Origin of the sequence: Streptomyces poriticola (genome assembly GCF_036689765.1) — a bacterium.
Classification (GTDB): Bacteria; Actinomycetota; Actinomycetes; order Streptomycetales; family Streptomycetaceae; genus Streptomyces; species Streptomyces poriticola.
On the sequence record NZ_JBAGKH010000004.1, the window covers coordinates 315925 to 341711 of the forward strand.

At 72.4% G+C, this 25787-nt stretch carries 20 protein-coding genes and 2 riboswitches; of the genes, 7 read left to right on the forward strand and 13 right to left on the reverse strand.

The window, feature by feature from the left end; all coding sequences use genetic code 11:
• Positions 1 to 81 precede the first annotated feature (81 nt).
• The 4 genes from V5O46_RS09100 to meaB all read left to right on the forward strand — a co-directional run bounded on the left by V5O46_RS09100 (position 82) and on the right by meaB (position 6876).
• Positions 82 to 1458: an alpha-lytic protease prodomain-containing protein gene (locus V5O46_RS09100; protein ID WP_332883967.1), complete on the forward strand. Its 1377-nt coding sequence runs from the start codon at positions 82 to 84 to the stop codon at positions 1456 to 1458.
• Between the two features lie 417 nt (positions 1459 to 1875).
• Positions 1876 to 3687 (forward strand): methylmalonyl-CoA mutase family protein, encoded by a 1812-nt coding sequence (locus V5O46_RS09105; protein ID WP_332883968.1) that lies wholly within the window; start codon positions 1876 to 1878, stop codon positions 3685 to 3687.
• Positions 3687 to 5864, forward strand: coding sequence for a methylmalonyl-CoA mutase (gene scpA / locus V5O46_RS09110; protein ID WP_332883969.1), 2178 nt, complete (start codon positions 3687 to 3689; stop codon positions 5862 to 5864). The genes V5O46_RS09105 and scpA overlap by 1 nt, the downstream gene beginning before the upstream one ends.
• 13 nt (positions 5865 to 5877) lie before the next feature.
• Positions 5878 to 6876, forward strand: coding sequence for a methylmalonyl Co-A mutase-associated GTPase MeaB (gene meaB, locus V5O46_RS09115; protein WP_332883970.1), 999 nt, complete (start codon positions 5878 to 5880; stop codon positions 6874 to 6876).
• Positions 6877 to 6982: 106 nt separating this feature from the next.
• Here meaB and V5O46_RS09120 read toward each other — a convergent pair whose 3' ends face one another.
• From V5O46_RS09120 to V5O46_RS09145, 6 genes are all read right to left on the reverse strand, one after another.
• Positions 6983 to 8371, reverse strand: a complete 1389-nt coding sequence (locus V5O46_RS09120; protein ID WP_332883971.1) for an MATE family efflux transporter — start codon at positions 8369 to 8371, stop codon at positions 6983 to 6985.
• Positions 8368 to 9390 (reverse strand): LLM class F420-dependent oxidoreductase, encoded by a 1023-nt coding sequence (locus V5O46_RS09125; protein ID WP_332883972.1) that lies wholly within the window; start codon positions 9388 to 9390, stop codon positions 8368 to 8370. Before V5O46_RS09125 ends, V5O46_RS09120 begins: the two co-directional genes overlap by 4 nt.
• Positions 9391 to 9442: 52 nt before the next feature.
• Positions 9443 to 10774 (reverse strand): YcaO-like family protein, encoded by a 1332-nt coding sequence (locus tag V5O46_RS09130; RefSeq protein ID WP_332883973.1) that lies wholly within the window; start codon positions 10772 to 10774, stop codon positions 9443 to 9445.
• 90 nt (positions 10775 to 10864) lie between these two features.
• Positions 10865 to 10987: a hypothetical protein gene (locus V5O46_RS09135; RefSeq protein WP_332883974.1), complete on the reverse strand. Its 123-nt coding sequence runs from the start codon at positions 10985 to 10987 to the stop codon at positions 10865 to 10867.
• Positions 10988 to 11122: 135 nt separating this feature from the next.
• A complete protein-coding gene (locus V5O46_RS09140; RefSeq protein ID WP_332883975.1) occupies positions 11123 to 11815 on the reverse strand; it encodes a (2Fe-2S)-binding protein in 693 nt (230 codons plus the stop codon).
• Positions 11816 to 12079: 264 nt separating this feature from the next.
• On the reverse strand, positions 12080 to 12472 hold the full coding sequence (locus V5O46_RS09145) for a (2Fe-2S) ferredoxin domain-containing protein (RefSeq protein WP_332883976.1): 393 nt from the start codon (positions 12470 to 12472) through the stop codon (positions 12080 to 12082).
• Between the two features lie 39 nt (positions 12473 to 12511).
• A riboswitch (cobalamin riboswitch) is annotated at positions 12512 to 12702 on the reverse strand.
• Between the two features lie 246 nt (positions 12703 to 12948).
• Positions 12949 to 13131, forward strand: a riboswitch (cobalamin riboswitch).
• A gap of 42 nt (positions 13132 to 13173) precedes the next feature.
• Here V5O46_RS09145 and V5O46_RS09150 point away from each other — a divergent pair.
• Genes V5O46_RS09150 through V5O46_RS09160 form a run of 3 tightly spaced genes read left to right on the forward strand, consistent with a single transcriptional unit; the run spans position 13174 to position 16126 of the window.
• A complete protein-coding gene (locus V5O46_RS09150; RefSeq protein WP_332884129.1) occupies positions 13174 to 14205 on the forward strand; it encodes an ABC transporter substrate-binding protein in 1032 nt (343 codons plus the stop codon).
• A complete protein-coding gene (locus V5O46_RS09155) occupies positions 14202 to 15311 on the forward strand; it encodes a FecCD family ABC transporter permease (protein WP_332883977.1) in 1110 nt (369 codons plus the stop codon). Before V5O46_RS09150 ends, V5O46_RS09155 begins: the two co-directional genes overlap by 4 nt.
• On the forward strand, positions 15308 to 16126 hold the full coding sequence (locus tag V5O46_RS09160; RefSeq protein WP_332883978.1) for an ABC transporter ATP-binding protein: 819 nt from the start codon (positions 15308 to 15310) through the stop codon (positions 16124 to 16126). The genes V5O46_RS09155 and V5O46_RS09160 overlap by 4 nt, the downstream gene beginning before the upstream one ends.
• A gap of 591 nt (positions 16127 to 16717) precedes the next feature.
• On the opposite strand, the gene V5O46_RS09165 is transcribed toward V5O46_RS09160, so the two are convergent.
• The 7 genes from V5O46_RS09165 to V5O46_RS09195 all read right to left on the reverse strand — a co-directional run bounded on the left by V5O46_RS09165 (position 16718) and on the right by V5O46_RS09195 (position 25718).
• Entirely contained in the window at positions 16718 to 17851 is a 1134-nt protein-coding gene (locus V5O46_RS09165) for a hypothetical protein (protein ID WP_332883979.1), read from the reverse strand.
• 89 nt (positions 17852 to 17940) lie between these two features.
• The gene (fxlM, locus tag V5O46_RS09170) at positions 17941 to 20022 is read right to left on the reverse strand and encodes a methyltransferase, FxLD system (protein WP_332883980.1); all 2082 of its coding nucleotides are present in this window, start codon (positions 20020 to 20022) and stop codon (positions 17941 to 17943) included.
• Positions 20023 to 20043: 21 nt separating this feature from the next.
• The gene (locus V5O46_RS09175; protein ID WP_332883981.1) at positions 20044 to 21318 is read right to left on the reverse strand and encodes a lanthionine synthetase C family protein; all 1275 of its coding nucleotides are present in this window, start codon (positions 21316 to 21318) and stop codon (positions 20044 to 20046) included.
• Positions 21315 to 24269, reverse strand: coding sequence for a lantibiotic dehydratase (locus V5O46_RS09180; protein WP_332883982.1), 2955 nt, complete (start codon positions 24267 to 24269; stop codon positions 21315 to 21317). The genes V5O46_RS09175 and V5O46_RS09180 overlap by 4 nt, the downstream gene beginning before the upstream one ends.
• Positions 24270 to 24485: 216 nt before the next feature.
• Positions 24486 to 24665, reverse strand: a complete 180-nt coding sequence (locus tag V5O46_RS09185) for an FxLD family lanthipeptide (RefSeq protein ID WP_016825826.1) — start codon at positions 24663 to 24665, stop codon at positions 24486 to 24488.
• A 190-nt stretch (positions 24666 to 24855) separates the two neighbouring features.
• Positions 24856 to 25044, reverse strand: coding sequence for a hypothetical protein (locus tag V5O46_RS09190; RefSeq protein ID WP_332883983.1), 189 nt, complete (start codon positions 25042 to 25044; stop codon positions 24856 to 24858).
• 227 nt (positions 25045 to 25271) lie between these two features.
• The gene (locus tag V5O46_RS09195) at positions 25272 to 25718 is read right to left on the reverse strand and encodes an ATP-binding protein (RefSeq protein WP_332883984.1); all 447 of its coding nucleotides are present in this window, start codon (positions 25716 to 25718) and stop codon (positions 25272 to 25274) included.
• Positions 25719 to 25787 lie beyond the last annotated feature (69 nt).

Here is a 25787-nt window from a genome sequence, read left to right on the forward strand (position 1 = left end):
AGGCCTGTGACCTCGCGGCGGCACAGCCGCACTCCCCAACCCGATGAAGCCGCACTCCCCGAACACGAAGGAGACAGCCGCATGGTCGGCAGACATGCCGCAGACAGGCGCCGGGCCGCTCTGGCCGCGGTCGGCGCCCTCGTGGTGACCGCCATCCCCTCGGCCGCGTCGGCCGCACCGCCGCCCGCGCCGGGGGCGCTGCCCTCGGCGGCGCAGACGCTCGGCGCCGACCGGCCCCCGGCCGGTCTGCTGCGCGCGCTGGGCCGCGACCTGGGCCTGACGCCGCACCAGGCGGCGGTCCGGCTGGTCAACGAGGCGGAGGCGGGCACCCGTGCGGGCCGGCTGCGCAACTCCCTGGGCACGGACTTCGCCGGCGCCTGGGTGAGCGGCGCCACCTCCGCCCGGCTGACCGTCGCCACCATCGACGCCGCGGACGTGCCGGCGATCCGGGCCCAGGGCGCGACGGCGGCGGTCGTGCCGAGGGCGCTGACCGAACTGCGGGCCGTGAAGCAGCGGCTGGACGCCGCCGCCCTGCGGGCCGGGACCGCCGACACACCGGTGTGGTACGTCGACGTGCCGGCCAACCGGGTCGTGGTACAGGCGGCCGGCAGGGCGGCCGGCGAGGCGTTCCTGGACTCCGCCGGCGTGGCCGGCATGGGCGTCGGTGTGCACGTCTCGGCGGAACGCCCGCGGCTGCTGGGGGAGCTCGTGGGCGGCGACGCCTACTACATCGACGAACAGGCCCGCTGTTCCATCGGCTTCTCGGTCGTCCAGGGCGAGCGGCAGGGCTTCGCCTCGGCCGGGCACTGCGGCAGCCCCGGCGCCACCACCACCGGCTCGGACCGGACGGCACAGGGCACCTTCCAGGCCGCCACGTTCCCCGGCAGGGACATGTCGTGGGTGGCGGTCAACGCCGACTGGACCACCACCGCGGACGTGCGGGCGCAGGCGGGCCGGCGGGTGCAGGTCGCCGGGTCGGTGCAGGCGCTGGTGGGATCGGCGGTGTGCCGGTCCGGGTCCACCAGCGGCTGGCACTGCGGCACGCTCGAGCAGCACGACACCAGTGTCCGCTACGCCGAGGGCACCGTCGACGGGCTGACCCGGACCACGGTGTGCGCCGAACCCGGCGACTCCGGCGGCCCGTTCATGGCGGGTGCGCAGGCGCAGGGCGTCACCTCCGGCGGCTCGGGCGACTGCACCGTCGGCGGCACCACCTTCTACCAGCCCGTCAATCCGCTGCTCGACGACTTCGGCCTCACCCTGACGACCACCTCGTCGCAGGCCGCACCGCCGGCTCCGCAGGACGGAGCCGGCGTGGACACCTGGACGGCAGGCCGGGTCTACGAGGCCGGGGCCACCGTCGCCCACGGCGGGGCGCGGTACCAGTGCCTGCAGAACCACCAGGCGCAGGGCACCTGGTCGCCGGACGGCACTCCGGCGCTGTGGCAGCGGCTGTGATCCCGGGCCGCTGACCGGGCGCCACCGGGGTGAGGGCCGGGCACCGGCACGGCCCTCACCCCTCACGTGAGGCCACTGGTCGTTCAGCGATCCGCTCTTGTCGCATCGGCAAGAGCGCCCCATGGTCGAGGCGCGTCACATGCCCTTCACGCTCGGCCACTCCCTCGCCCTCGGCATGGAGATCACGGGTACCCACGCGCCGTGGGGCATCTGGTCGCATTTTTCATGATCATAGCCGGTTCGGGTGCCGCAGCCGCCGCTTCTGGCGCGCCTCCCCCTGCGGCATCCGAGAGCTCCTCGGCAGGCCCCGTGCACCGCTCGCCCGCAGGTGAGCGGTGCACGTCACAGCCCAGAAGAGAACAAGGTCACAACGGCAGCCTCTGCTGCTCGTCTGTCGATCTGTCCTAGCATCCGAGCATGACGGTCCTGCCTGACGACGGGCTCTCCCTGGCGGCCGAGTTCCCTGACGCGACACATGAGCAGTGGCAGCACCTGGTGGCGGGTGTGCTGCGCAAGTCGGGCAAGGAAGTCTCGGGCGCCGAGGCGGAGGACGCCCTGTCCACCCCGCTGGAGGACGGGCTGAGCGCCCGCCCCCTCTACACCGCGCGCGACACCGCACCCGACCCCGGACTGCCGGGCTTCGCGCCCTATCTGCGCGGTGGCCGGGCGCAGGGCAACACGGTCGGCGGCTGGGACGTGCGCCAGCGGCACACGGTGGCCGACCCGGGCGCGGTCGTGACCGACCTGGAGAACGGCGTCACGTCGCTGTGGCTGACCGTGGGCACCTCCACCGGCATCCCGGTCGACGCGCTGGACCGCACCCTCGACGGCGTCTACCTCGACCTGGCGCCCGTCGCGCTGGACGCGGGCGACGAGACCGAGCCCGCCGCCCGGGAGCTGCTGCGCCTGTACGCGGAGCGCGGCGTCGCCGGCGAGGCGGCCCGCGGCACCCTGGGCGCCGACCCGCTGGGCCACGAGGCCCGCACCGGGCGGACGTACGCCATGGCGCCGGTGGCCGAGCTGGCCCGGCTGTGCACCGCGGACCACCCGGGGCTGCGGGCGTTCACCGTGGACGCGCTGCCGTACCACGAGGCCGGCGGCTCGGCCGCGCAGGAGCTGGGCTGCTCCCTGGCGACCGGCGTCGCCTATCTGCGCGCGTTGACCGGTGCGGGGCTGAGCGTCGAGCAGGCCTGCGCCCAGCTGGAGTTCCGGTACGCCGCCACCGCCGACCAGTTCCTGACCATCGCCAAGCTGCGCGCGGCGCGCCGGCTGTGGGCGCGGGTGGCCGAGGTGTCCGGGGCCCGCCGGACGGGCGCGCAGCGGCAGCACGCGGTGACCTCGCCGGTGATGATGACGCGCCGCGACCCGTGGGTGAACATGCTGCGCACCACGGTCGCCACGCTGGCCGCCGGGGTGGGCGGCGCCGACGCCGTCACCGTGCTGCCGTTCGACCACGCGCTGGGCCTGCCGGACGCCTTCGCCCGCCGTGTCGCCCGCAACACCTCCACCATCCTCATCGAGGAGTCCCATCTGGCCCGGGTGATCGACCCGGCGGGCGGTTCCTGGTACGTGGAGCGGCTCACCGACGAGCTGGCGCACGCGGCGTGGGAGTTCTTCCAGGAGCTCGAGCGGGCGGGCGGCCAGGCCGCGGCCCTGCGCTCCGGCACGGTCGGTGAGCGGCTCGCCGCGACCTGGGCGGCCCGGAGCGCGAAGCTCGCCAAGCGGCGCGAACCGGTCACCGGAGTCAGCGAGTTCCCGCATCTGGACGAGAAGCCGGTGGTGCGGGAGCCCGCGCCCGAGATGCCGTCGGGAGGCCTGCCCCGGGTCCGGCGGGACGAGGCGTTCGAGGAGCTGCGGGCCCGCTCCGACGCCCATCTCGCGGCGACCGGCGCCCGGCCGCGGATCTTCCTGGCGGCGCTCGGCCCGGCCGCCGCGCACACCGCCCGCCTCACCTTCGCGTCGAACCTGTTCCAGGCGGGCGGCATCGAACCCGTCACCGAGGGTGCCTTCGAGGAGAGCGGGGCGCGCGAGGCCTGCCTGTGCTCCAGCGACGCGCTCTACGAGGAGCAGGCCGAGACGGTGGCCGGGCGGCTGCGGGCCGCCGGCGCCGGACAGGTGTTCCTCGCCGGCCGCCCGGGGCGGTACTCCGGGGTCGACGCGTACGTCTTCGCGGGCTGCGACGCCGTCGCGGTGCTCTCCGCCGCCCTCGACCGCATGGGAGTGTCCTGATGTCCATCCCCGACTTCTCCGGGATCGAGCTCGGCGCGCCGACGGCCGAGGGCGGGCCCGACGAGTGGCGCAGCGCCGTCAAGCGGGCCGCCGACGGCGACGACCTGCTCTGGGAGACCCCGGAGGGCATCACCGTCAAGCCGCTGTACACCGGGCAGGACCTGGAGGGCCTGGACTTCCTGGGCACCTACCCGGGCGTCGCCCCGTATCTGCGCGGCCCGTACCCGACGATGTACGTCAACCAGCCGTGGACCATCCGCCAGTACGCGGGCTTCTCCACCGCCGAGGAGTCCAACGCCTTCTACCGGCGGAACCTGGCGGCCGGCCAGAAGGGCCTGTCGGTCGCCTTCGACCTGCCCACCCACCGCGGCTACGACAGCGACCACCCGCGGGTGACCGGTGACGTCGGCATGGCGGGCGTGGCGATCGACTCGATCTACGACATGCGGCAGCTGTTCGACGGCATCCCGCTGGACCGGATGACCGTGTCGATGACGATGAACGGCGCGGTGCTGCCGGTGCTGGCGCTGTACATCGTGGCGGCGGAGGAGCAGGGCGTGCCGCCGGAGAAGCTTGCGGGGACCATCCAGAACGACATCCTCAAGGAGTTCATGGTCCGCAACACCTACATCTATCCGCCGAAGCCGTCGATGCGGATCATCTCCGACATCTTCGCCTTCACCTCCCGGCGGATGCCCCGCTACAACTCCATCTCCATCTCCGGCTACCACATCCAGGAGGCCGGCGCGACGGCGGACCTGGAGCTGGCGTACACCCTCGCGGACGGGGTGGAGTACATCCGGGCGGGCCGGGAGGCCGGCCTGGACGTGGACGCGTTCGCGCCGCGGCTGTCGTTCTTCTGGGCGATCGGCATGAACTTCTTCATGGAGGTCGCCAAGCTGCGCGCGGCCCGGCTGCTGTGGGCGAAGCTGGTGAAGCAGTTCGACCCCAAGAACTCCAAGTCGCTGTCGCTGCGCACCCATTCGCAGACCTCCGGCTGGTCGCTGACCGCGCAGGACGTGTTCAACAACGTCACGCGCACCTGTGTGGAGGCGATGGCGGCCACCCAGGGCCACACCCAGTCGCTGCACACCAACGCCCTGGACGAGGCGCTCGCCCTGCCGACGGACTTCTCGGCGCGGATCGCCCGCAACACCCAGCTGCTGATCCAGCAGGAGTCCGGCACGACCCGGGCGATCGACCCGTGGGGCGGCAGCGCCTACGTCGAACGGCTGACGTACGACCTGGCGCGGCGTGCCTGGCAGCACATCCAGGAGGTGGAGCAGGCGGGCGGCATGGCGCAGGCCATCGACGCCGGCATCCCCAAGCTGCGCGTGGAGGAGGCGGCGGCCCGCACCCAGGCCCGCATCGACTCCGGGCGGCAGCCGGTGATCGGCGTCAACAAGTACCGGGTCGACTCCGACGAGCAGATCGAGGTGCTCAAGGTCGACAACTCCTCGGTGCGCGCCCAGCAGGTCGACAAGCTGCGGCGGCTGCGCGAGGAGCGGGACGAGAGCGCCTGCCGGGACGCCCTGGAGGCGCTCACCCGGGCCGCCGCGGGCGAGGGCAACCTGCTGGAGCTCGCGGTGCACGCGGCCCGGGCGAAGGCGACGGTCGGGGAGATCTCGGACGCCCTGGAGAAGGTGTACGGCCGGCACGCGAGCCAGATCCGTACGATCTCCGGTGTGTACCGCAACGAAGCAGGCCAGTCGCCGTCCGTGGACCGCACCCGCGCCCTGGTGGACGACTTCGCGGAGGCCGAGGGCCGCCGCCCGCGCATCCTGGTCGCCAAGATGGGCCAGGACGGCCACGACCGGGGCCAGAAGGTGATCGCCACGGCCTTCGCCGACCTCGGCTTCGACGTCGACGTCGGCCCGCTGTTCCAGACCCCGGCCGAGGTGGCCCGCCAGGCGGTCGAGGCGGACGTGCACATCGTCGGGGTGTCGTCGCTGGCCGCCGGTCACCTCACCCTCGTACCGGCGCTGCGCGAGCAGCTGGCGGAGGAGGGCCGGGAGGACATCATGATCGTGGTCGGCGGGGTGATCCCGCCGCAGGACGTGCCGACGCTGCTGGAGATGGGCGCGGCGGCGGTGTTCCCGCCGGGCACGGTGATCCCGGACGCGGCGTACGACCTGGTGACCCGGCTGGCGGCCGGTCTCGGGCACGACGGTCTGTGAGGCCGTGACCGGCATGGCGATCGATCTGGACACGTATGTCAAGGGTGTGCTCGACGGCAAGCGGGCCGTGATCGCCCGTGCGATCACCCTCGTGGAGTCCACCCGGCCCCAGCACCGGGCGCTGGCCCAGCAGTTGCTGACCGAGCTGCTGCCGCACAGCGGACGGGCCCGGCGGATCGGGGTCAGCGGCGTGCCGGGGGTGGGCAAGTCGACGTTCATCGACGCCTTCGGCACCATGCTGACCGGCCTCGGCCACCGGGTCGCCGTGCTTGCCGTCGACCCGTCCTCCAGTCGGACCGGCGGCTCGATCCTCGGTGACAAGACGCGGATGGAGCGCCTCGCCGTCGACCCGGCGGCGTTCGTGCGCCCCTCCCCCACCGCGGGCACGCTCGGCGGTGTCGCCAAGGCGACCCGCGAGTCGGTCGTCGTGATGGAGGCCGCCGGGTACGACGTGATCCTCGTCGAGACCGTCGGTGTGGGCCAGTCCGAGACGGCGGTCGCCGACATGGTCGACTCCTTCCTGCTGCTCACCCTGGCCCGCACCGGCGACCAGCTGCAGGGCATCAAGAAGGGCGTCCTGGAGCTGGCCGACGTGATCGCCGTCAACAAGGCGGACGGCCCGCACGAGCGCGACGCCCGCGCCGCCGCCCGGGAACTGGCGGGCGCCCTGCGGCTGATGCACGGCAAGGACGCGTTCTGGACACCTCCGGTGCTCAGTTGCAGCGCACGCGAGTCGGCAGGCCTCGACACCGTCTGGGAGCGCCTGGAACAGCACCGTGCGCTGCTGGACTCCACCGGCCGGCTCACCGCGCGCCGCCGCGACCAGCAGGTCGGCTGGACCTGGACCATGGTCCGCGACGATCTGCTGGACCGGCTGCACGCGGACCCCGCGGTCCGCGCCCTCGCGCCCGCCCTGGAGCGGCAGGTGCGGGACGGCGAGCTGACCGCCACGCTGGCGGCCGAGCGGATCCTGACGGCGTTCGGGGACGGCGGGGCCGAGCCGCGGGACTGAGGAGCCGGCGAGTGCCCGCGCACCGGTCGCACCACCGGACGTGCGGGGCTGCGCCCGGTGACCTCGTGGGGCAGATCGTCCGTGCGGGGTCCGCGGTGCGCAGCGCCTAAGGCAGGACGACGCCGTCCGCCGTGCTCTCCCCGTCCCCGAACCGGCGCCGGTAGCGCAGATGGATCAGCAGGGCGTACAGCACGGCGAAGGCCGTCCAGGCCAGATACAGACCGGGGAGGCCGAGGCCGAGGTGGATGCCGAGGAGCCAGCCGAGCGGGATGAGCAGCGTGTAGTCCGCTGTGACCGACGCGGTCATCACGGACCGGGAGTCACCGGCCGCCCGCAGCAGTGCGCCCCGGGACATCGCGAGCACCATCGGCGCCATGCTCAGCAGCGCCAGGGGGGTGGCCGCCCAGGCCGGTTCGGCCACGGCCGCGTCCTCGGTGACCAGCGAGATCAGCGGACCACCGAGGACGAGCGCCGCGGCCGACGGCACGGCGAGCATGAGCAGCAGCAGTCTCGTGCCCGCCCGGTGCCAGGCGTCGGCACGGCGGCGGTCGCCCCGGCCGAGGTCCTGCCCTGCGAGGACCATCACCGCGGAGGCTCCGGAGGCCAGGACGGTGAAGACCACGAGAAGCAGGTTGTCCACGATGCGGTAGGCGGCGAGGTCGTGGGTGCCCATCCGAGCGGCGAAGCCCGCGAGCAGGGCCTCGTTGACGTAGCCGATGCCCATGGTGCTCATCTCCGGCCAGCCGATGCGCCACAGGCCGCGCGTGATCTCCCGCGTGCTGCCGGCGTCCGGGGCACCGGTGGTGCGCAGCACGCGCGTCCGGCAGTACAGCAGCAGCCAGCCCGTCCCGGCGGCGGTCGCGGCCAGGGTGGCGACGGCGGCGCCGGTGATGCCGAGACCGGCCCCGAAGACGAGCAGCAGGCCGAGGGGCAGGTTCACCGCGTTGACCAGCAGCGCGATGTACATCGAGACCCGGGTCGCGCCGATGCCGGCACAGGCTCCCAGGAGGGTGAAGGACACGGCGGCGACGGGCACGGCCCAGGCGAGCACGCGCAGATAGGTGGTGCCGGGCCCGATCAGGTCCTCCGGCGCCCCGAGCACCGTCAGCACGGGTGCGGCCACCGCGTACAGCAGCGCTCCGATGGCGACGCCCGCGGCGAGCGCGGTGATCAGGCCGACCCGGACCACGCGGGCGACCTCGTCGGGGCGTCCCGCGCCGTGGCGCTGGGCGACCTGGACCTGGACGGCGGTCGCCCAGCCGCGTACGACGATGAGCGCCACCAGGTACACCGGGGCGGCCAGCGCGAACGCGCTGAGGGCGTCGGTGGACAGGCGGGCCAGCATGACCGTGTCCACGATGTTCAGGACGATCTGGGTGAGACCGGCGACGAGCAGGGGGTAGGCCAGCCGCCACACGCCCCGCGCGGACGGCCGGGGCTGGTCCTTGCCGGTGGGCTCGTGCACCGACGGGTCGGTCGTGGAACGGTCGTTCACAGTGCGGCCTGGGCGGCTTCCAGGAGTTCGATGTCACGGTCGAGCAGGATCAGGGTGTCCACGCGGGAGTCCTTCCAGGCGATGACCCGGTCGATGATCGCCGGAAGGGGCCCGACGAGTGCGGCCCCGTCGAGCAGCGCGTCGGGGACGGCCGCGACCGCATCGCTCTTGCGCCCCTCGGCGAGCAGCGTCCGCATGTCGTGGGCGGGCCCCTCGTACCCCATCTGGCAGGCGACGTCGAAGTACGTGTTGCGCACGCCGGGGCCGACCGCGCCGATGAGGTGGGCGAACAACGGCCGCAGTGCGTCGCGGCCCTCCTCGACCGTGTCGGCGCGGGCCACGTAGAGGATCGGGCAGATCCGCACCTCGTCGGGTGCCCGGCCGGCCCGCGCGAGCCCTTCGTCCAGGGGACGGGTCAGGGCCGCCTCGTGCTCGGGTGCGTACAGGCCCGAGAGCCAGCCGTCGGCGATCTCGCCGGTCAGGGCCACGCTGCGGGGTCCGATCGCGCCGAGGTAGAGCGGTATGCCGGGGCGCAGGGGTGTCATCTCCGACCTCACCGGGCGGGCCTGGCCGCTGGATCCCGGTCCGCGGTAAGGGAGTTGGTAGATCTCGCCGTCGTACGCGACGCGTTCGGTGCGGGCGACCGCCTTGCGCACGATGCCGACGTACTCGCGGGTCCGCCGCAGCGGTCTGTCGTAGGGCCGGCCGTGCCAGCCCTCGACGATCCACGGGACGGACAGGCCGAGTCCGAGCCGGAAGCGGCCACCGGACAGCATGTCGAGGGTCATCGCGGTCATGGCGGTGGCGGCCGGGGTGCGCGCGGGGATCTGCATGACGGCGGTGCCGAGTTCGATCCGCTCGGTCCTGGCGGCCAGATAGCCGAGGACGCTGACGGCGTCGGGGCCGTACTCCTCGACGCTCCACACCGAGTCGACACCGATCTCCTCGGCGCGCTCGACGATCGGCAGTACCTGTTCGATGGGTTCTCCGCCGTAGCCCAGGGCCAGCCCGAGGCGCATACCGCGGCTCCTTCCGTACGTCGTGATGGGGGTCGTCGGTGGTGTGGAGCGGTCAGGAGAACGGCAGGGGGGCGCGCACCAGCCCGTCCTCCGTCAGCGGACCCGGCAGCCAGCCGCGGGCGACCGGTTCCTCGTACAGCCGACGCCCGCCGAGGAACGGGAAGGCGGCCGGGGCGTTGCAGGTGAGCCCGGGCACGAGCACGCGGGCGACGTGGAGGCCGGCCGCCCGCACGTCCGGCGTCGTCAGGTCGACGGCGACGGCCCGCAGGCCGTGGGCGGTGAGCTGCCGCACAAGTCCCTCGGTTCCCCCGGTGGAGGCGGGCGTGCGGGGGCGCGACGTGCCGGGAGCGCGCAGCCGGTCGAGCCGGGGTCCCTGCGTGCGCGGGTCGAGGTGGAACTGCATGTGCAGGCGGACGTCGTTGATGTCGCGCAGGTCGGACCGGAAGTCGTCCCGGTAGGCCCGGTCGCGCCGGTGGGGCCGGTACGGGCGCCGGCTGTGGCGGCCGGCGCGGACGCCGCTCCAGAAGTCGCCGTCGTGGTCGAGGAGTTCCAGGCCTGTCTCGTGCATGCCTACGGCCTCGGTGAGGGCCTTGGCCGCCGAGGCCTCGGCGGTGGCACGGCAGGCGCTGCCGAAGGCGACCAGGTGCCGGGCCGGGTCCTCGATGAACGCGCCGGCGACGGTGATGTCGAAGGTCGAGGGGATGCGCAGGAAGGTCACCCGGAGGCCGGCGGCCCGGGCCTCCTCGGCCGCCGCGGCGACGGGGCCGCCGGGTTCCGGGACGAGGGCCGTGGCCGGTGCACCGCTCAGCCACCACACGGTGACGGCGTCCCGCTCCAGCACCTCCTCCAGGGCGGCGCGTTGTGCCTGCTCGGGGCCGGGTCCGGCGGCTGTGCCCGCGAGGAGGGGGTAGTTGGTGGCCGGCTCGGCGGAGTGCGGGCCGCGGAAGTAGTTGACGTACGCCAACGACGCGGGGACGAGGACTTCCCCTCCGTCGGTGAGGTCCCTGCCCGGCACCCAGGCGATCTCCAGGTCGGGTGTCATCGCCGCGAAGGGGAAGGCGCGACGGGCGTACTGGGAGGGCGAGTAGAGGGCGAACTCGCGCGGGTCGACCGCGGGCCTGCCCGCGCGGCCCAGCCGCCTGTGCGAGGTGATCGGCAGCGTGGGCGGTACGGCGTTGCCGCAGTAGCGTTCGACGGCCTCGCCCAGGGCGGCGGCGCGCGCCTTGTCGTGGTCGCCGAGCGCGGCGCCGCCGGTGACGGTGTCGACGGCGCAGGGGGCGTACTCGGAGCGGGCCGACAGATGGGCGCTGTAGGAGACGCAGCTCGGCACGGTCTCGATGCGGGGGCGGTCGCGGGTGACCCGTTCGACCAGACCTGGCAGCACGGCGTGTCGCGGTCCTCTCCGTCCGGCGGTACGGCGGGGGCGGGGAGTGACGGTGCGTCACTCCCCGCCGTCGGTCTCAGCTGTCGGTGCTCAGCTGTCGGTCTGCTCGTCCTCGACGTCCTCACGCCACTCGAACGGGGCGTCGATCGCCGGGGTGTGGGACTTCAGGCCGTTCTGGGGCTCCTCGGGCTCGGCCCAGCCGTGGTGCGCCATGTGCGTCCTCCTCGGATCGGCACAGGATCTGCGCTCACTTGCACATCCTATGCAGTTGCGAGCTGATTGCATGATGAGATTAGGGCACGCACGATTGAATTCGCAATAGCGCTTTCCGGTCAGGCGCCGCGGAATTCATCCGGCCAGCGAGCAGTCCTCGCACTTCACTCCCGAAGGCACCCGGTAATACAGGCAACAACTGCGTCTGCGGAAACCGAGATCGCCCCCCACGACCTTTCCGGTACCGGCGAGCCGGCCGGTGCCGAGCATCCCGTCGACGAGGCCGGCGAGGGGATCGCGGAGATCCGGTCTGGCCGCCAGGATGGTGCGCGCCGCCTCCACGAGCGCGGAGGCCGCGTTCCCGGCGAGCAGCCCGGGTGCCACCTTGACCCGCAGCCCGGCGGCCAGCACGTCCAGCTGCCGGACCACGACGACCTCGTGCAGCAGGTTCGTGAGGTGCGGGATCCCGGGCGCGTACCAGCCGGTGGGGGCGGCGGGCAGACGCAGTGCGGGGCCGTCGTCGGCGCGGTGCAGCCGCTCCAGGTCGGGGACGATGCCGTGGACGACCGTGCAGGCCAGCACCGGTGACCACAGGCGCGCGGCATGCCCGAGCTGCACGATGGAGGCGCCGATGCGGAGCTCACGGGTGCCGTGCCGGTCGGCCGTCACCGCGATGAGGTCGGCGACTCCGCGCTCGTAGGCGTCCTCGACCGGGTGCCACCCGTCGTCCGGGCCGCCGAGCCCGATCGAGAAGAAGGAACCGAAGGCCGCGCTGTCCTCCAGGGCGGCGGCGACCGCGGCGGCCGGGGCTTGCCGCAGAGCATTCATGTCGACTTCCACATCTCTCGTCGTGGTGAATCGGTCTCGGAAGGTACGAATTCGAAGAGATCACCGCACACCGAGGTGCACGGAATTCCATCCGCACAGACGGAACCGGCCTCCCAACAATTTCGCCGAGCGGGCGACGACCGAACCCGCCACGACGAACTCGTCACCGCACAAAGAGGGTCCGCGGGCTCACCCCTTTCGAGGAGACGGAAGCGGATACGGCCTCCGGCCGGGGAGGCTGCCGATTCGGGGGACGGCGCCGATTCAGTCGCGGCGGGCCGGCTGTCGCGCCGCCCGGGCGGGCCGGGGCGGCGGGAAGACGTGGAGCTCGAGGACGTCCGGCAGCGCCGCGACGCCCGGACCGCCCGCCCGCACCCAGGCGGCGATGTCCTCGGTCGCCGCGGGATCGTTGACGAGACCGAACCAGACCGGCCGGCCACCGGCGGCACGCCCCTCGGACGAGGGCTGCACGACGATCACGTTCGCCTGCTCGCACACGTCGAGACATTCGGCGATCCGGACCGGGGCGTCCTCGGCGAGAGACGCTGCCTGCTCGGCATGGTCCACGCCCGTCACCTTCGCACTGCCGCAGCAGCAGTCACGGCACACCACGATCCGGCACGGCACCGGACCGGCCCGCGATACCTCCGTCGGCATCCCGACGAGCCCCCTCCCTGGGGAGATCCGCCCCAGTCACATCGAGGAGGCGACCGCGTGAGTCTCCTGGCTCTCGGGTCACCGCTCGCCCCGGCCTTCCCACCCGCATCCGGGCGGTGGTCTGTTCGGGATCCGCTCGCCGATCACAGTGGCGGGACCGCGCCGGATTCACACCGGCTTCCTCGTTCCGCCGTCGCCTTTGTCGCAGGACATGGTGCCACGCCTGACCGCGCCCCGTCACCAGCGCGATACGCCCCGGGCGACGGGACCACCCGGGACTGCACCGGCCAGACCGCGTCCGCGCCCCCCACGTGCGCCGGCGCCGGGTAGCCGGAAGTCCGCCGTGCCGGCGGCTGGTTCGCGGGCGGTGCGGGAGGACCGAGCCGGTCACCCGGCGGGTCCGGCGGGGTGCGGGATGCCCGTGCGGTGCAGGGGGCGTGCGGCGGGTGCCGCACGCCCTTTCGCCGTCTGCTCATAGGAACGTAATATCGCCAGGTCATCGCCGCGACGGGAGAACAGGAAGCCGGTGCGATTCCGGCACGGTCCCGCCACTGTGACCGGGGAGTACACCCCTTCGACATGCCACTGCGCACCGCGCGGGAAGGCGGGGGGAGCGTCGATCCGGGAGTCAGGACACTGGCCTGTCGCGGGCCCGTTTTGAGGAGCGCGGACTCCCCAGGAGGCTCTACGTGAAGTTCGGCATGTCCCGCCGTCCCGTGTTCTCCCCGGCCCGCAGGCACCCCGCCCTGCGCGCCACCGCCGCGGCCGTCGCCCTGTCGGCCGCCCTGCTCACCGCCGGCTGCGGTTCGTCCGGCGACGGCGCCGACGTTCCGAAGGCGGCGGCGTCCACGGCCGAGGGCTTCCCGGTCACCGTCGACAACTGCGGCGTCAGGACGACCTACGACAAGGCTCCGGCGCGCGTGGTCACCATCCACCAGCACCCGGCGGAACTGATGCTCTCCCTCGGCCTGAAGGACCGCATGGTGGGCACCGCGTTCCCCGACTCGGCCGTGCTGCCCGAGCTCAAGGAGGACTACGAGGCGATCCCCGAACTGTCCGAGAAGGAACCCTCCTTCGAGAACGTCCTGGAGGCCGAGCCCGACCTGGTCTACGGCGGCTACTCCAGCGCGTTCGCCGAGAACGAGGGCCGCTCCCGCAAGGCGTTCGCCGACGCCGGCATCGACACCCACCTCAACCGCGAGTACTGCGGCGAGAAGGAGGTGACGATGGAGGACACGTACGCCGAGATCCGCACCATCGGCAAGATCTTCGGCGTGTCCGACCGTGCCGAGAAGCTGGTATCCGATCTCGAGGGCCGGGTGACCGAGGCCGCCGAGGCGGTGGAGGCCGAGCCCGAGGTGCCCGTCTTCGTGTACGACAGCGGCGACAAGGCCCCGTTCACCGCGGGCGGCAAGAGCCTGGGCACCGAACTGATCGCGCTGGCCGGCGGGCGGAACGTGTTCGCCGACCTCGACGACGTCTTCGGCGACGCCTCCTGGGAGCAGGTCGTCGAGCGCAGGCCCGAGGTCATCGCCGTCTACGACTACGCCGGTTCCGGCAGCGTCGAGCAGAAGAAGGAGTTCCTGCTGTCCCAGCCCGCCCTCGCCGACGTGCCCGCCGTGAAGAACGAACGGTTCGTCGTCCTGCCGCTGACCGCGACCCTGGTCGGCATCCGGTCGGCGTACGCCGTCGAGGACCTGGCCCGCGGGCTGCACCCCGCGAGCTTCCGGTGACGGCCACCCACACCCCCGCCGGTCCGGCCGCCCCCGCCGAGGAGGCGGCCGGCCGGCGGACCGGCCGCGGCCCGCTCGCCGGGACCCTGCTCGTCCTCACCGTGCTGCTGCTGGTCTCCGCCACGGCCGGGCTGGGCATCGGCTCGGTGCCGGTACCCCCCGGCCAGGTGTGGGGCATCGTGACGCATGCGCTGGGCGCCGGCTGGGTGGAACCCGACTGGTCCGGGGCGCGGGAGACCATCGTGCTGGACGTACGGGCACCGCGCGTGCTGCTCGGTGCGGTGACCGGCGCCGGGCTCGCGGTGGTCGGCACCGCGCTGCAGGCCCTGGTCCGCAACCCGCTCGCCGAACCGTATCTGCTGGGCGTCTCCTCCGGCGCCTCCCTCGGCGCGGTGGCGGTCATCGTCTTCGGGGTGAGCCTGCTGGGGCCGCTGTCGCTGCCGGCCGCCGCGTTCGCCGGCGCCCTCGGCGCCCTGCTGATCGTCTACGCCACCGCCCGCACCGGCGGCCGGATCACCCCCACCCGGCTGGTGCTGGCGGGTGTCGCCATCGCCGCGGTGCTCACCGCGGTGATGAACCTGCTGCTGCTGACCACCGACCGGGGCAACGAGGCCCGCGCGGTGCTCGCCTGGACGCTCGGCGGGCTCGGCGGCGTCAACTGGGGCACGCTGTGGCTGCCGAGTCTGACCATGCTCCTGGGCATCGGTGTGCTGCTGGTGCAGGCCCGCAATCTGAACCTGCTGCTGGCCGGCGAGGAGGCCGCCGCGACCATGGGCCTGGACGTGGCCCGGTTCCGGGCCCGGATGTTCGTACTGGTCTCCCTCGTCACGGGGGTGCTGGTCGCGGCGGCGGGGCCGATCGGCTTCGTCGGCCTGATGCTGCCGCACATCGTCCGGCTGTTCGTGGGCGGCGACCACCGCCGGGTGCTGCCGACGGCCGCGCTGGGCGGGGCCGTGTTCCTGATCTGGGCCGACGTCGCCGCGCGCAGCGTCGCCGCGCCGCTGGAGATACCCGTCGGCGTGCTCACGGCGCTGTGCGGCGGGCCGTTCTTCCTGTGGCTGATGCGCCGGGACGCCCGGCGGAACACCGACCGAGGAGTGGCATGACCGCCTCCGACCTGTCCGTCGACGGCGTCACGCTCACCGCAGGGGCGCGGCGCCTGGTGCACGACGTGTCGCTGACCGCGCGTCCGGGCGAGGTCATCGGCCTGGTCGGTCCCAACGGCAGCGGCAAGTCCAGTCTGCTGCGCGCCGTGTACCGGGTGCTGCGGCCCGCGGCCGGCCGGGTCCGGGTCGACGGCGCCGACGCCTGGTCCGTGCCGGTACGGCAACTGGCCCGCACCGTCGCGGCGGTGGTGCAGGACTCCGGCACCGAGGTCGACCTCGCCGTCAGCGAGGTCGTCGCGATGGGCCGCACCCCGCACAAACGGCTGCTGTCCGGCGACACCCCCGAGGACACCGAGCTGATCGAGTCGGCGCTGACCGCGGTCGACGCCACCGGTCTCGCCGACCGCCCCTTCGACCGGCTCTCCGGCGGCGAACGCCAGCGCGTGCTGATCGCCCGGGCGCTGGCCCAGCAGCCGTCCCTGCTGGTGCTGGACGAGCCCACCAACCACCTGGACATCCGCCACCAGCTGGAGATCCTCGGCGTGCTGCGCGGACTGCCGGCCACGGTCCTGGTGGCCCTGCACGACCTCAATCTGGCCGCGTACTACTGCGACCGTCTCTACGTCCTGCGCGACGGCGAGGTCACTGCCTCGGGCACCCCGGCCGATGTGCTCACGCCGCGGATGCTGGCCGAGGTGTACGGCGTGGCGAGCGAGGTGGCCGTCCATCCGCGCACCGGCACGCCCCAGGTGACGTTCCTGCCCGGGGAACCGGTCCCGGCCGTCCCGGCGGGGGTCGACCACCCGGTCTCGTGAGCGACGACCGGGTGGCGGGCGGCGGGTCTGCCGGGCGTTCGCGTCCGCCGTCGTGGCCGGAGAGCACCACGGCCGGCGGACCGGCCGGCCCGGCCCCGGCCGACCGCCGGAGCGGCCACAGCGCCGTGCGCGGACCCGCGTCGTACCGGACGTCGGGTGCCGTACGGCGGGAGACGGGCGGCCGGCCCGGCGGCGGCCCGACAGCGGCAGCCCGAGCAGCACCGTGCCCCGGACCCACAGCGGACCCTGACCCACCGGTGCTGTGTGCTACCAAAGCGGGTGTCGCAAGTTCGAATCCTGCCGGGGACCCAACGCATTCCCGCTCTGACCTGGAGTTTCTCCCTCAGGGCGGGCTCCTATTCGGCCTTGGACTCCTCGTCCGGGTCCGCTTGCGCTAGCAGTGCGTAGCGGATGGAAAGTTGGTCCCCGAGATTCCTCCCGACGGATCAGCATCATCCAGCACGGAATCCGGGCCGGGATTCTCCACGCCGTCAGGCTCGACCTCCGCTTCGAGGGCGGTGATTTCGGCGGTGGCGCGGGTGCGCGGGACGAGCCGGGCTGCGGCCTCAGCGATCACCAGATCCAACCCGGTCAGAGCCGCAGGGATTGCGTTCCACCCATACCCGGGGACCGTGCGAGGCTTTCCCGGATCACGCTGTCGCTGGTGCGCATGGCCGCCGTCAAATCGCTTCGCAGCCCGTCCGAGAGGAGACCTGACGCGAGGGCGCAGGCACGCACCAGCGCGCGACAGTCCTGCACTTGCCGCTCCGAGGCGATCTCGGTGAACAGAGGATGAGCCAAGTTCTCGCGGGCCGCGTAGCCGTCTTCGGCGTCCGTCGTCCTGCGGTGGAGGTCCTTGACGATGCGGTGCGCGGTGAGCGCCCCGGCGGAGCCGATCGCGTCGAGGACTGTAAGTCCGAGCCGGGTGTCGAAGACGGTCATCCCAGGTTCGGTCTTCCGTCCGAGGTAGGCCGTCACCAGGTCCGCAATGTGGCCGTCGATCGGCTGCCCGGCGTCGCGGCGGCATAGAACGGTCAGGCATGCCGTGACGGCTTGCTCCCACGGATCGCCGTGCATCGTGTCGGCAAGGAGGACAGCTGCCCACGCCGTGTCACCCGCAGCGAGGGCGGCGAGCACGGCGACCTGTCGACCGTCGAGCATCCGCTTTCCGATGCCATGGTGGACTTCGATGTGCGCCAGCGCCTCGGCCCATCGCCCCTCGGTGGTGAGGGTGCGCGTGCCGTCTGCGAGGAGGACGCGCCACAGCCATGCGCGAACCTCCTGGCGGTCTTCACCGGTCGCGGTGAGGTCCGCAGGTACGTTGACACCGTCGAACCGGGCGGCTGTGCCCGCCTCGATGGCCTTGTACAGGTCGAGCAGTCGCTGACGGCCCTCATCGGCGTGGCCGGCGCGGATCTGGAGGCGGGCGAGGTTGACGACCGGTTCCAGTCCTCGGATCGCGCTCATGCCGCGCAGCGGGCAGGCGCGGAGGTAGGCGGCGGCGTGCTGGTGGCACATTTCGCGGGCGAGGTCGGGGAGGTCGAGGTCGGAGGCGATGAGCGCGGCCTGGTTGTAGACGGCCGATGCGAGCCCCTGGTCGGTCTCTTCCCCCGCAGTGTCGGCCAGATCGACGAGTGCCCCTACGCGTGCAAGCAGGGGCAGGCAGGCGGGGCGGAATCGGGCGACGAGCGGGAAGCGCTGGGCTATGGGGCCGTGCGGGTCCATGGATCCCCCGGGGTCGAGAGTGAGGACTGCTGAAGCGACGGTGCCCGCCAGCCGTGTGCCGACGGGCACCGTCCGCTACGCGTGGGGCGTCATCGCCAGTCGACGACGATGCGGTTCAGCGGGGTGTCGAGGGCGAAGAGACCAGGGCGCTGCTCGATCTCGGGGGCGTCGAGCGGCTCCATCTCGAACGTGGCCTCACGGCCTCGGTACTCCCTGTCCCAGGTGCGGATGGTGTCGGCGACCTTCGCGGCCAGTTCGTCGCTGCCGAGGCCGTGGCCGATGACGCCGAACTCCCAGAGCTTGTCGCCCTCGGGGGTCTGCTCGTTCGATAGGCGTCGAGCGAGGTAGGTGACGGCGCCCTTGTCGACGGCCGCGGTGGAGGAGGGGTAGGGGTCCTCGGTGAGCAGGGTGCCCTTGGCACTGCGGGGGAACAGCATTCGGATCAGACCGGAGGGGAGGGAGCAGGTGACGAACAGTTCCATCCACTCCGGCGATTCCATAGCGCGGACCGTCATGCCGGTCCACTCCTCGGTGCGCGGCTGGTCAAGTACGCCTGCGAGGGCGTCGGCTTCGATGTTGAGCCCGGCGGGGGCCTGGAGTCGTACGGCGCCGTCCGTACTGAGTGGGATCACTCGGCGGTCGTCGTCGGCGATGCCTCGCCGAAGCGGCATGAAGGTGTTCATCTCGCTGCCGAGGGACACCCACCGGCCGTCACGCTGCTCGTAGGCGATGGAGCGGGACACCGTGCCCTTGAGGCGCTGGGGGACGAGGAGCCGGCCGCCGGGGGCAAGCTGCTGCAGCCAGGCGTGCGGTACGCCGTGGGCGCCGACGGTGGCGATGATTCGGTCGTACGGTGCTCCTTCGGCGTAGCCCAGAGCCCCGTCGCGGGTCACAGCCCGGACGTTGGTGATTCCCGCGCTGGCGACGTGGGCGCGGGCGCCTTCCACGAGGTCGTCGTCAACGTCGAGGGTGGTCACGTGCCCGCCCTCGCCGACCAGATAGGCGAGGAGACCGGCGTTGTAGCCGGTGCCGGCGCCGAGTTCGAGGATGCGCTCGCTGGGTTGGGCGTCGAGCTGGTCCAGCATGAGGGCGACGACGCCCGGCTGGGAGGCGCAGGAGATGGACGTGCCGTCGGTGTCGTACTTGATGTGCACCGGTGCGTTGGCGTAGGCGTCTTCGAGCGTCGCCTCAGGCACGAACACGTGGCGGGGCACTGTCCGCAACGCGGTCTCGACGGCGGGCGTGCGGGCGTGTCCGTCCGCGCGGAGCTGGTCGACCAGGGCATTGCGGAGGCGCTCTGCGTCCGCCGTGGGGGTGGTGATCGTGTCGGTGTTCACCGCGCTGACGCTATCGATGTCGGCCGTTGCCTCGATGGGCGACTCGGTGCGGTCACTCGTTCCCATGACTACCTCTCGTGCGATGTGGGACAGGGCGCTCTGGTCGTCCCGGAGGAGACCGGCGCGGTTGGCGTGGAAGATCACGTGGTGGGCGATGACGGCTCGCAGGCCGCGGGTGAGGGTGCCGCGGGCTGCGAGGTCGGCGAGCGTGGCGCCGGTCCGTTCGAAGGCGTTCACCCATTCCTCGTGAGCGTGGAGTGGGCCACGCTGGAGGCAGAGGCTGTGGGCGTCGGCGGTCATGAGATTGCGCATGGCCGGGGCCAGTTCGGCGGCTCGTTCGGGTGGTTGTGAGGCGGTGGCCGGTCGAAGGGCCGCGACCTTCGCCCATACGTCGCCCTGTTCGAACCAGTCGAGTCCAGCGCCGCGCATCATGGCGCTCGCCAGCAGGACGGCGGTCTCGCGGCGTCCCAAGTGCATCGGGCTCGGCTGGTAGGTGAGCAGGTGGCGGGAGTCGCTGTGGAACAGTTCGTGGGCTGCGTCCATGGCCTCGGGTCCGCCGAATGCGTCGACCTCGGGCTCGTAGATGCTGGGCAGGCACGATACGGCCACACCGTTGCCGATGAAATCGCTCAGGAGCGACTCGATGGCTGGTGAGGGCTTGTCGGCGAAGTAACGAAGCGGCCAGGGCTGCTTGTTCATGAACCAACAGCCGGTGAGCTGCCCGTCGGCCTCGGCCTCGATCAGGGCGGGGCCGAGGCGTTCGGCGATGGTGCGCCGGGCAATCTCGCGGTCCACGAAGGTGATGTTGTGCTGCTGCCAGCGGTCGGGAGGCATAGAGGTCCTTCGGTCGGTGGATCAAGTAATGAGGAGGCAGGCATCCCAGGAGGACCGGGGTGGTGCGGCGGTGCTGGGCGCCAGGAGGGCCAGGGCTATGCCGGCGGCGCCGTCGAGGAGGCCGGGGCCGCCTTCCTCGTTCTGCATGAGCGCCGTGGCCATGAGTTCGGGGTCGGTGCCCGGTGGGATGACCGCAGCCAGGAGGGCCGGGATCGCGGCTCGGAGTTTCCCCGCGGTCGAGGGGTGGGCGTCGTCGGCCGTACGCGCGGCGGTGTGGGCGAGGCCGGCGAACCCGTGGCAGAGGCCGTTGTCCGTGGTGGCCTTCAGCTGGTCGGGGTCGGTGAGGGCGGCCACGAGGGCGTTCTCCGCGTCGATCTGGCGGCGGGTGTCGTCGAGAGCGAGTGCCGCGAGTTGCTGGGCGCGGGCGAGGCCAGCGGTGCCGTAGCACCAGGAGGGCCGCCTGGGGGCTGACGAGCCGAGGTGTCCGTTGCGCAGCTCGCCGTGGGTGACCCAGTACGGCCAGACCGGTCCGCCGTCGGCCTTCTGCTTCCAGCGGTCCAGCCAGGCCAGGATGGTGCGCAGTGCTGCTTGGTGCCCGTCGGTGGCGGTGCTGTACCGAGCGGCGAGGGCGAGGAGCGCGAGCACGCCGCTGATGCCGTGGGCCATACCGGTGTTGGCGTGTCCACCAGGGAATCGGTCGTCCGGGTTGCCCGAGGGGCCGGTCTCCGTCCACCAGCCCGGCAGGGTCTCACCGTGGTGAGTGATCGGTTCGGTGAGGCGCACGCAGTAGTCGAGAACGGCTCGGGTCGTGGTGCTGTCGGGGTTTCGACGCAGTAGGTAGGCGCCGTATCCGGTGAGGCCCCGGATGGCGTCGAACTCGGCGAGCTGCGGTAGGCGTCCGGCGTCGATGCGGCGGTGTGCGGCGTCGAGACGGCGTCCGACGTCGACTTCGATCTGTCCGTCCATCGCGTCGAGGGCGCGTTTGTAGGAGTCGGGAAGGTGGTCGGCGGCACAGGTCAGAGCGTGGGCGAAGGCGGGCACTCCGTAGAACGGGTGGCTGTCCGGGCCGCTGGTGAGCGGCTGCCGGGAGGCGGCGGCGAGCCAGTCGTGGGCGCGGTGCCAGGGGCCGAGGCCGTTCGCGGCCAGCTCGATGTGCAGGAGCGCGATTCCGGGAGGGCCGTAAGCAAGATGCTGCCGGTCCGAGTACAGCAGCCTGGAGCCGAGGGGCACGGTGCCGGGGTCGGCGAGCCGGACGGCGATGGCGTCGACCAGATCGAGCGCGGGGTGAGCGGTCACGAGGCCCTCCCCCTGGTGCGAGCGGTCCAGGCCAGGGCAGCGGCACGCGCCAGGTAGAGGCACACCTCTTCCTCCGGGAAGTTCACGGCGACGTGGCGCACGAAGTGGACGTGCAGCAGGGAGGTCAGGACGTCGTCGGCGGAGATGCCCTGGGTGTCCGGGCCGGGCAGGTGCGCCCGGTACGCGCTGAGTGCCGCTTCCCGGTCGGCCCACCCGGACACGATGGCGTCTCCACCCGGGACGCTATGCAGGGCCGACCAGTCGTCGCTCGGGTCGGCGAGCCGTACGGCCTCGGTGAACTGCGGGCGTGGAACGGGTACAGGGGGGGTCGGCGGGATGTGGTCGATCAGCCACTGCATTCCGGCCTCTATGGTGCCGAGGAACGCGGAGGTGATGGCGACCGTGTGGGCCGCTACAAGCGTGCGCAGTCCGGGGCGCTGTGGCTGCGTGAGCTGGGCCAGGATGGCGCGCGAGTCCGCCCGGAACACCTCCTCGGCCGCCTCCCATGCGGTGCCGGATCCCCAACGGCCCATTTCCCGGTAGGAGGTGGGATAGCGCAGATCGGCCAGCAGGCCGATGCTTCGTAGCTCGTCGGCCCAAGCGCTCACCGTTCGGGCCGTGCCAGCGAAGGCTTCCGGTCCGGGGAGGGCGATGCGTACGCGGAGGTGTTGGTCCGGGTCGCGGAAGCGGATGAACCACCACGGCGGGTTGCCGAGTTGTTCGAGGAGGCCGGGCAAGTAGCGGGAGAGCAGGATGTCCTGGCGGCGGGGGTCGCCGTACAAAGCGGCCAGAAGAACCGAGGAAGAGGCGGGCGTCTGCATTTGGGCCGCAGACAGGACGCGGGCCCGGCTGGGGGCGGGCAGCAGCGGCCACGTCGGCGGTCGGGTCGCCTTGAGCGGAACTACCACTTCGTGGGCTCGCCCGCCGCACCAGCCGTACGCCTCCGGTTCCGGGGCCTCGACCAGCACGGCCAGGCGCGTGCGGTCGAGGTGCTGGCGCAGGAGCATCCGGTGGCCGGCCTCGTCGAGGTCGAGGAAGAGATGTCGGTCGTCCTCAACGAGATGAACGCGGCGCGGCAGCCTCCGCCGGGCACGCCAGTCGGCGAGCGCAGCATCCCACTCCTCCCGAGGGCGGATGTGGCCGGGCAGTTCGGATGTTTCCAGCCGCCAGCGTGCCGGGGCCAGCACGGTCCGGCCGTACCGCAGACGTGGAAGGAATGGCATCGCCGCTGCGGCGCCCCAGTCGAAGACGGTGACCTGCGCGCACTGGGCACGGGACAACTCAGTGAGGAACCGCACCAGCGGCGGGGTGTGGGTGTGGAGGTTCAGTGCGTGCATCCCGATGGCCTCGACGCGATGTCCGCGCTCGGGGACGGCGAGGTACATGCGGCGGCCGTCGCACCCCACAGCTAAGTCCTCCGGGGTGAGGACGGTGTCCTGCGGGGCGCGGTGCTCCTGAAGGCTGATCACGGTGGGGAGGACCTGTGGGGAGCGGGCGACATGGGCACTCGCGGGGAGCAGGGGCGGGAAAGAGAGCTGCGCGGGCATGGTGTTGCCGTCTGCGGCTGGGAGGTCGGCAAGCTCGGCGGCCAGGGCCTTCTGCTCGGCGGGGGCCAGCACGCTGAGGAACCGGCCCGTGGTGACGCCGGCGCCTCGGGACACGCTCATGACCTCCAGCCGGAACCGCCCACGCTGCAACTCCTCCAGGCCGGCTGCATGCACCCGCACCCCGATCTCCAAGTGCGGCGGCAGCCGAGGCTCGTCGGGACCCACGTCCAGGGCCTCAATCTGTTCGTCCGTGAGGATCGCTTCGTCACGGCCGTCGAGCGCCGCGGCCTGAGCCAGCCGAACGAGGGCATCGTCCCGAGCGGAGACGCGGGGCCTGCGTGCGCCGGCCGGAGCGCCTGGGTAGTCGTCGGGATAGCCGGTGCCGCTGTCCGCCACGACCTCCGCGAGCGGCACCATCGTGCCGATGCCGTACCGCTCGTAGAACCGCTGGTGGTACTCGTTCCAGGCAGCGGTCCCGTACGGGCGGCTGCTCAAGCGGGTCAGGATGAGAGCGGCCCGTTCGATCTCGCGTGCGACCGCTTCGGGCAGAACGATCTGCGCGTCCAGGCGGAGGTCGAGCGCGACGGGGTGGTGGCGCAGGCCGGGGACGAGGTCTCGCATCCGCGCCGTGACGCTGTCCCGGCCGCTGTATGTGGCGCACTCTGCCAGGCACGCCCGGACCGCGTGGAGTTCGCGTACGGTCTCCGCGACCGGGGCGAGGCTTCGGACGTCGATCGCGTCGAGTTGGCCCAGCAAATACCCGAGGGCGTCGGTCTCGGTGCTTGGTGCGTGCAGGCTCGTGATCAGTACCCGTCGCCGGATCAGCTCCGTCAGCAGTTGACGCGCCTTCTCGGGACCGGCCTCGGGGAACTCCGCCTGGAGCTTGTCCACGAGGGTGCCGAACCGGATCGGCAGTCGGGTCGCGGCAAGGACCGCGCGCACTGGGCCGGTCAGGGCCAGAGACGCCTCGACCGCGCGAGTCCGGTCGTCCTGGACGTCGGGCTGGAACGGCACGATGAGCCGGTCTCCCCGGTACGTCACGGTGTTGTTGATGACGACGGGCAGCCGTTCGAGGAGGTCCGGGCATGACTCCAACCGTGCGACCACGGCAGCTAGCCACTCTGCCCCCGCGCGGCCGACGGCCACGTGTTCCTCGCCCCAGTCGGCCCGCGTCTGCGGGCCGAACTCCGCGGTGGCCACGCCGGCGAACAGGCCGAAGGGTGTCGCCCGGTGCTGGGCCCGCAGCAGGTAGCGGGCCACGGACAGCGCCGCGCGCTGCACATCCCGGTGGGCGGGGTGCTCGGACGTGCACAGGGCGCCTACCTGCGCGGTCAGGACCGGGCTGGAGTGCTGGAGTGCCTCGGCGACGTCCTTGTCCGCCCAGACCGCGCGTAGCCACGCCACGCGGGCAGACAAACCACTGGGCGAGCGGTCATCGAGGTCAGGGCATGGAGGAAACGGCAGCGAAGGCCGGGCCACGGCACGCACGAGAGCAGTGGAACCGGTGCGGAACGCTGCGGGCGGAGCAACCACCAAGTACCTCCGTGGGTGAGGGGGCGGGCGGCTGGTGCCGCCGCGTGGAGACGCGGCGGCACCAGACCGGGATGGCTTGGGGCCGGATCAGGCGACGTTGGTGGTGCAGGCGCCGCAGGTGGACCCGCAGTTGTCGTCGGTCAGGTTGACCAGGCCCGCCGGGTCGGCGATCTCGACGAGGGAGACGTCCAGGTCGAAGCCGTCCGATGCCCCCGGGATCTGCGGGCGTACTTCGGTGCGGCTGGGAACTACGGTGCTGCGCGTCATGCTTCAACTCCTCGTAATCGTTGTGGTGTTACTGGGCTGGAGCGCCCACCAGGTGCCGCCGCGGGAGCGTTGCCGGACGGCTGCTCCCCGGACGGCTCATGGCCGCCCGGCACGAGGGGACGTGCTCCGCGTTAGGAAGTCCTCGCGGGCTGCCTGCCTCACGCCGGGAAGTCGTGTGCCGTGAGTCTGATCAAGCGGATGCCGGCCGCCGCTCCATGAAGTAGGCGAGCGCCTGGGCCTTGAGGCGGTCGAGGCACGGCTCGCACGCGTAGAAGGGTGCGTGCTGCCCGTCCCACTGCACCGGGCCGAGCCAGATCACCAGGATTCCGGTACATCCGCAGCCGAGCCAGCAATCACCGGTGATCCACGGCCACTCCATGGAAGGACGTCCCCTTTCTCAGCTGGTCGGGATAGTCGATCTGGCGGCCTGGCAGTGGGGAGCGCAGGCCCAGAGCTGGAACGGCAGGCCCCGGTGGCGTATCTCGCCCAGCCGTCGACCGCTCGCTCCCAGCGGCCGGGCGCAGAGGGCGTAGTCCATGGCCATCTGCTGGCGGGGCCGGAGTCGGGAGAGGTCCGGAAGAGGCGGGGGTGCCGTGGCCGGGCTGCTCACTTGCCGCCCTCGGTGCGGAGTTCCGCCCAGACCTCTTTGCCCCAAGGGCGTCTGACCGAACCGTGCAGGTCGTAGCCCCAGCGGTCGGCGACAGCATCGACGAGGAGCAGCCCGCGCCCCGACTCGTCGTCGTCAGCCACCTGGCTGAGTATGGGCAGACGCGCTGGTTCCCGGTCCACAACCCCGACACGCAGTCGTGTCGCGCTCGGCCGCCCGACCGTGAGGCGGATCTCGGGACACAGAGTGTGCCTGGAGGCGTTCGCGATCAGCTCCGTGACGATCAGCGCGGCACGGTCGGCGAGGGCATCGAGGTGCCACACACCGAGGACGTCTCGGACGAGTTCGCGGCCGAGCTCGGCCGTGGACGGCTCACACGGGAAGGTCTGGCTGTACGTGGGGTGGCCGACGGAGAGGGCCTCAACTGGTGTTCTCAGACTCGTCATTGGGGTGGAGCCTTCGTGTCGTCTCGGCGCCCGGCCCGCCCCCGCGGGGGAACCTCAGGGGCGGGCCGG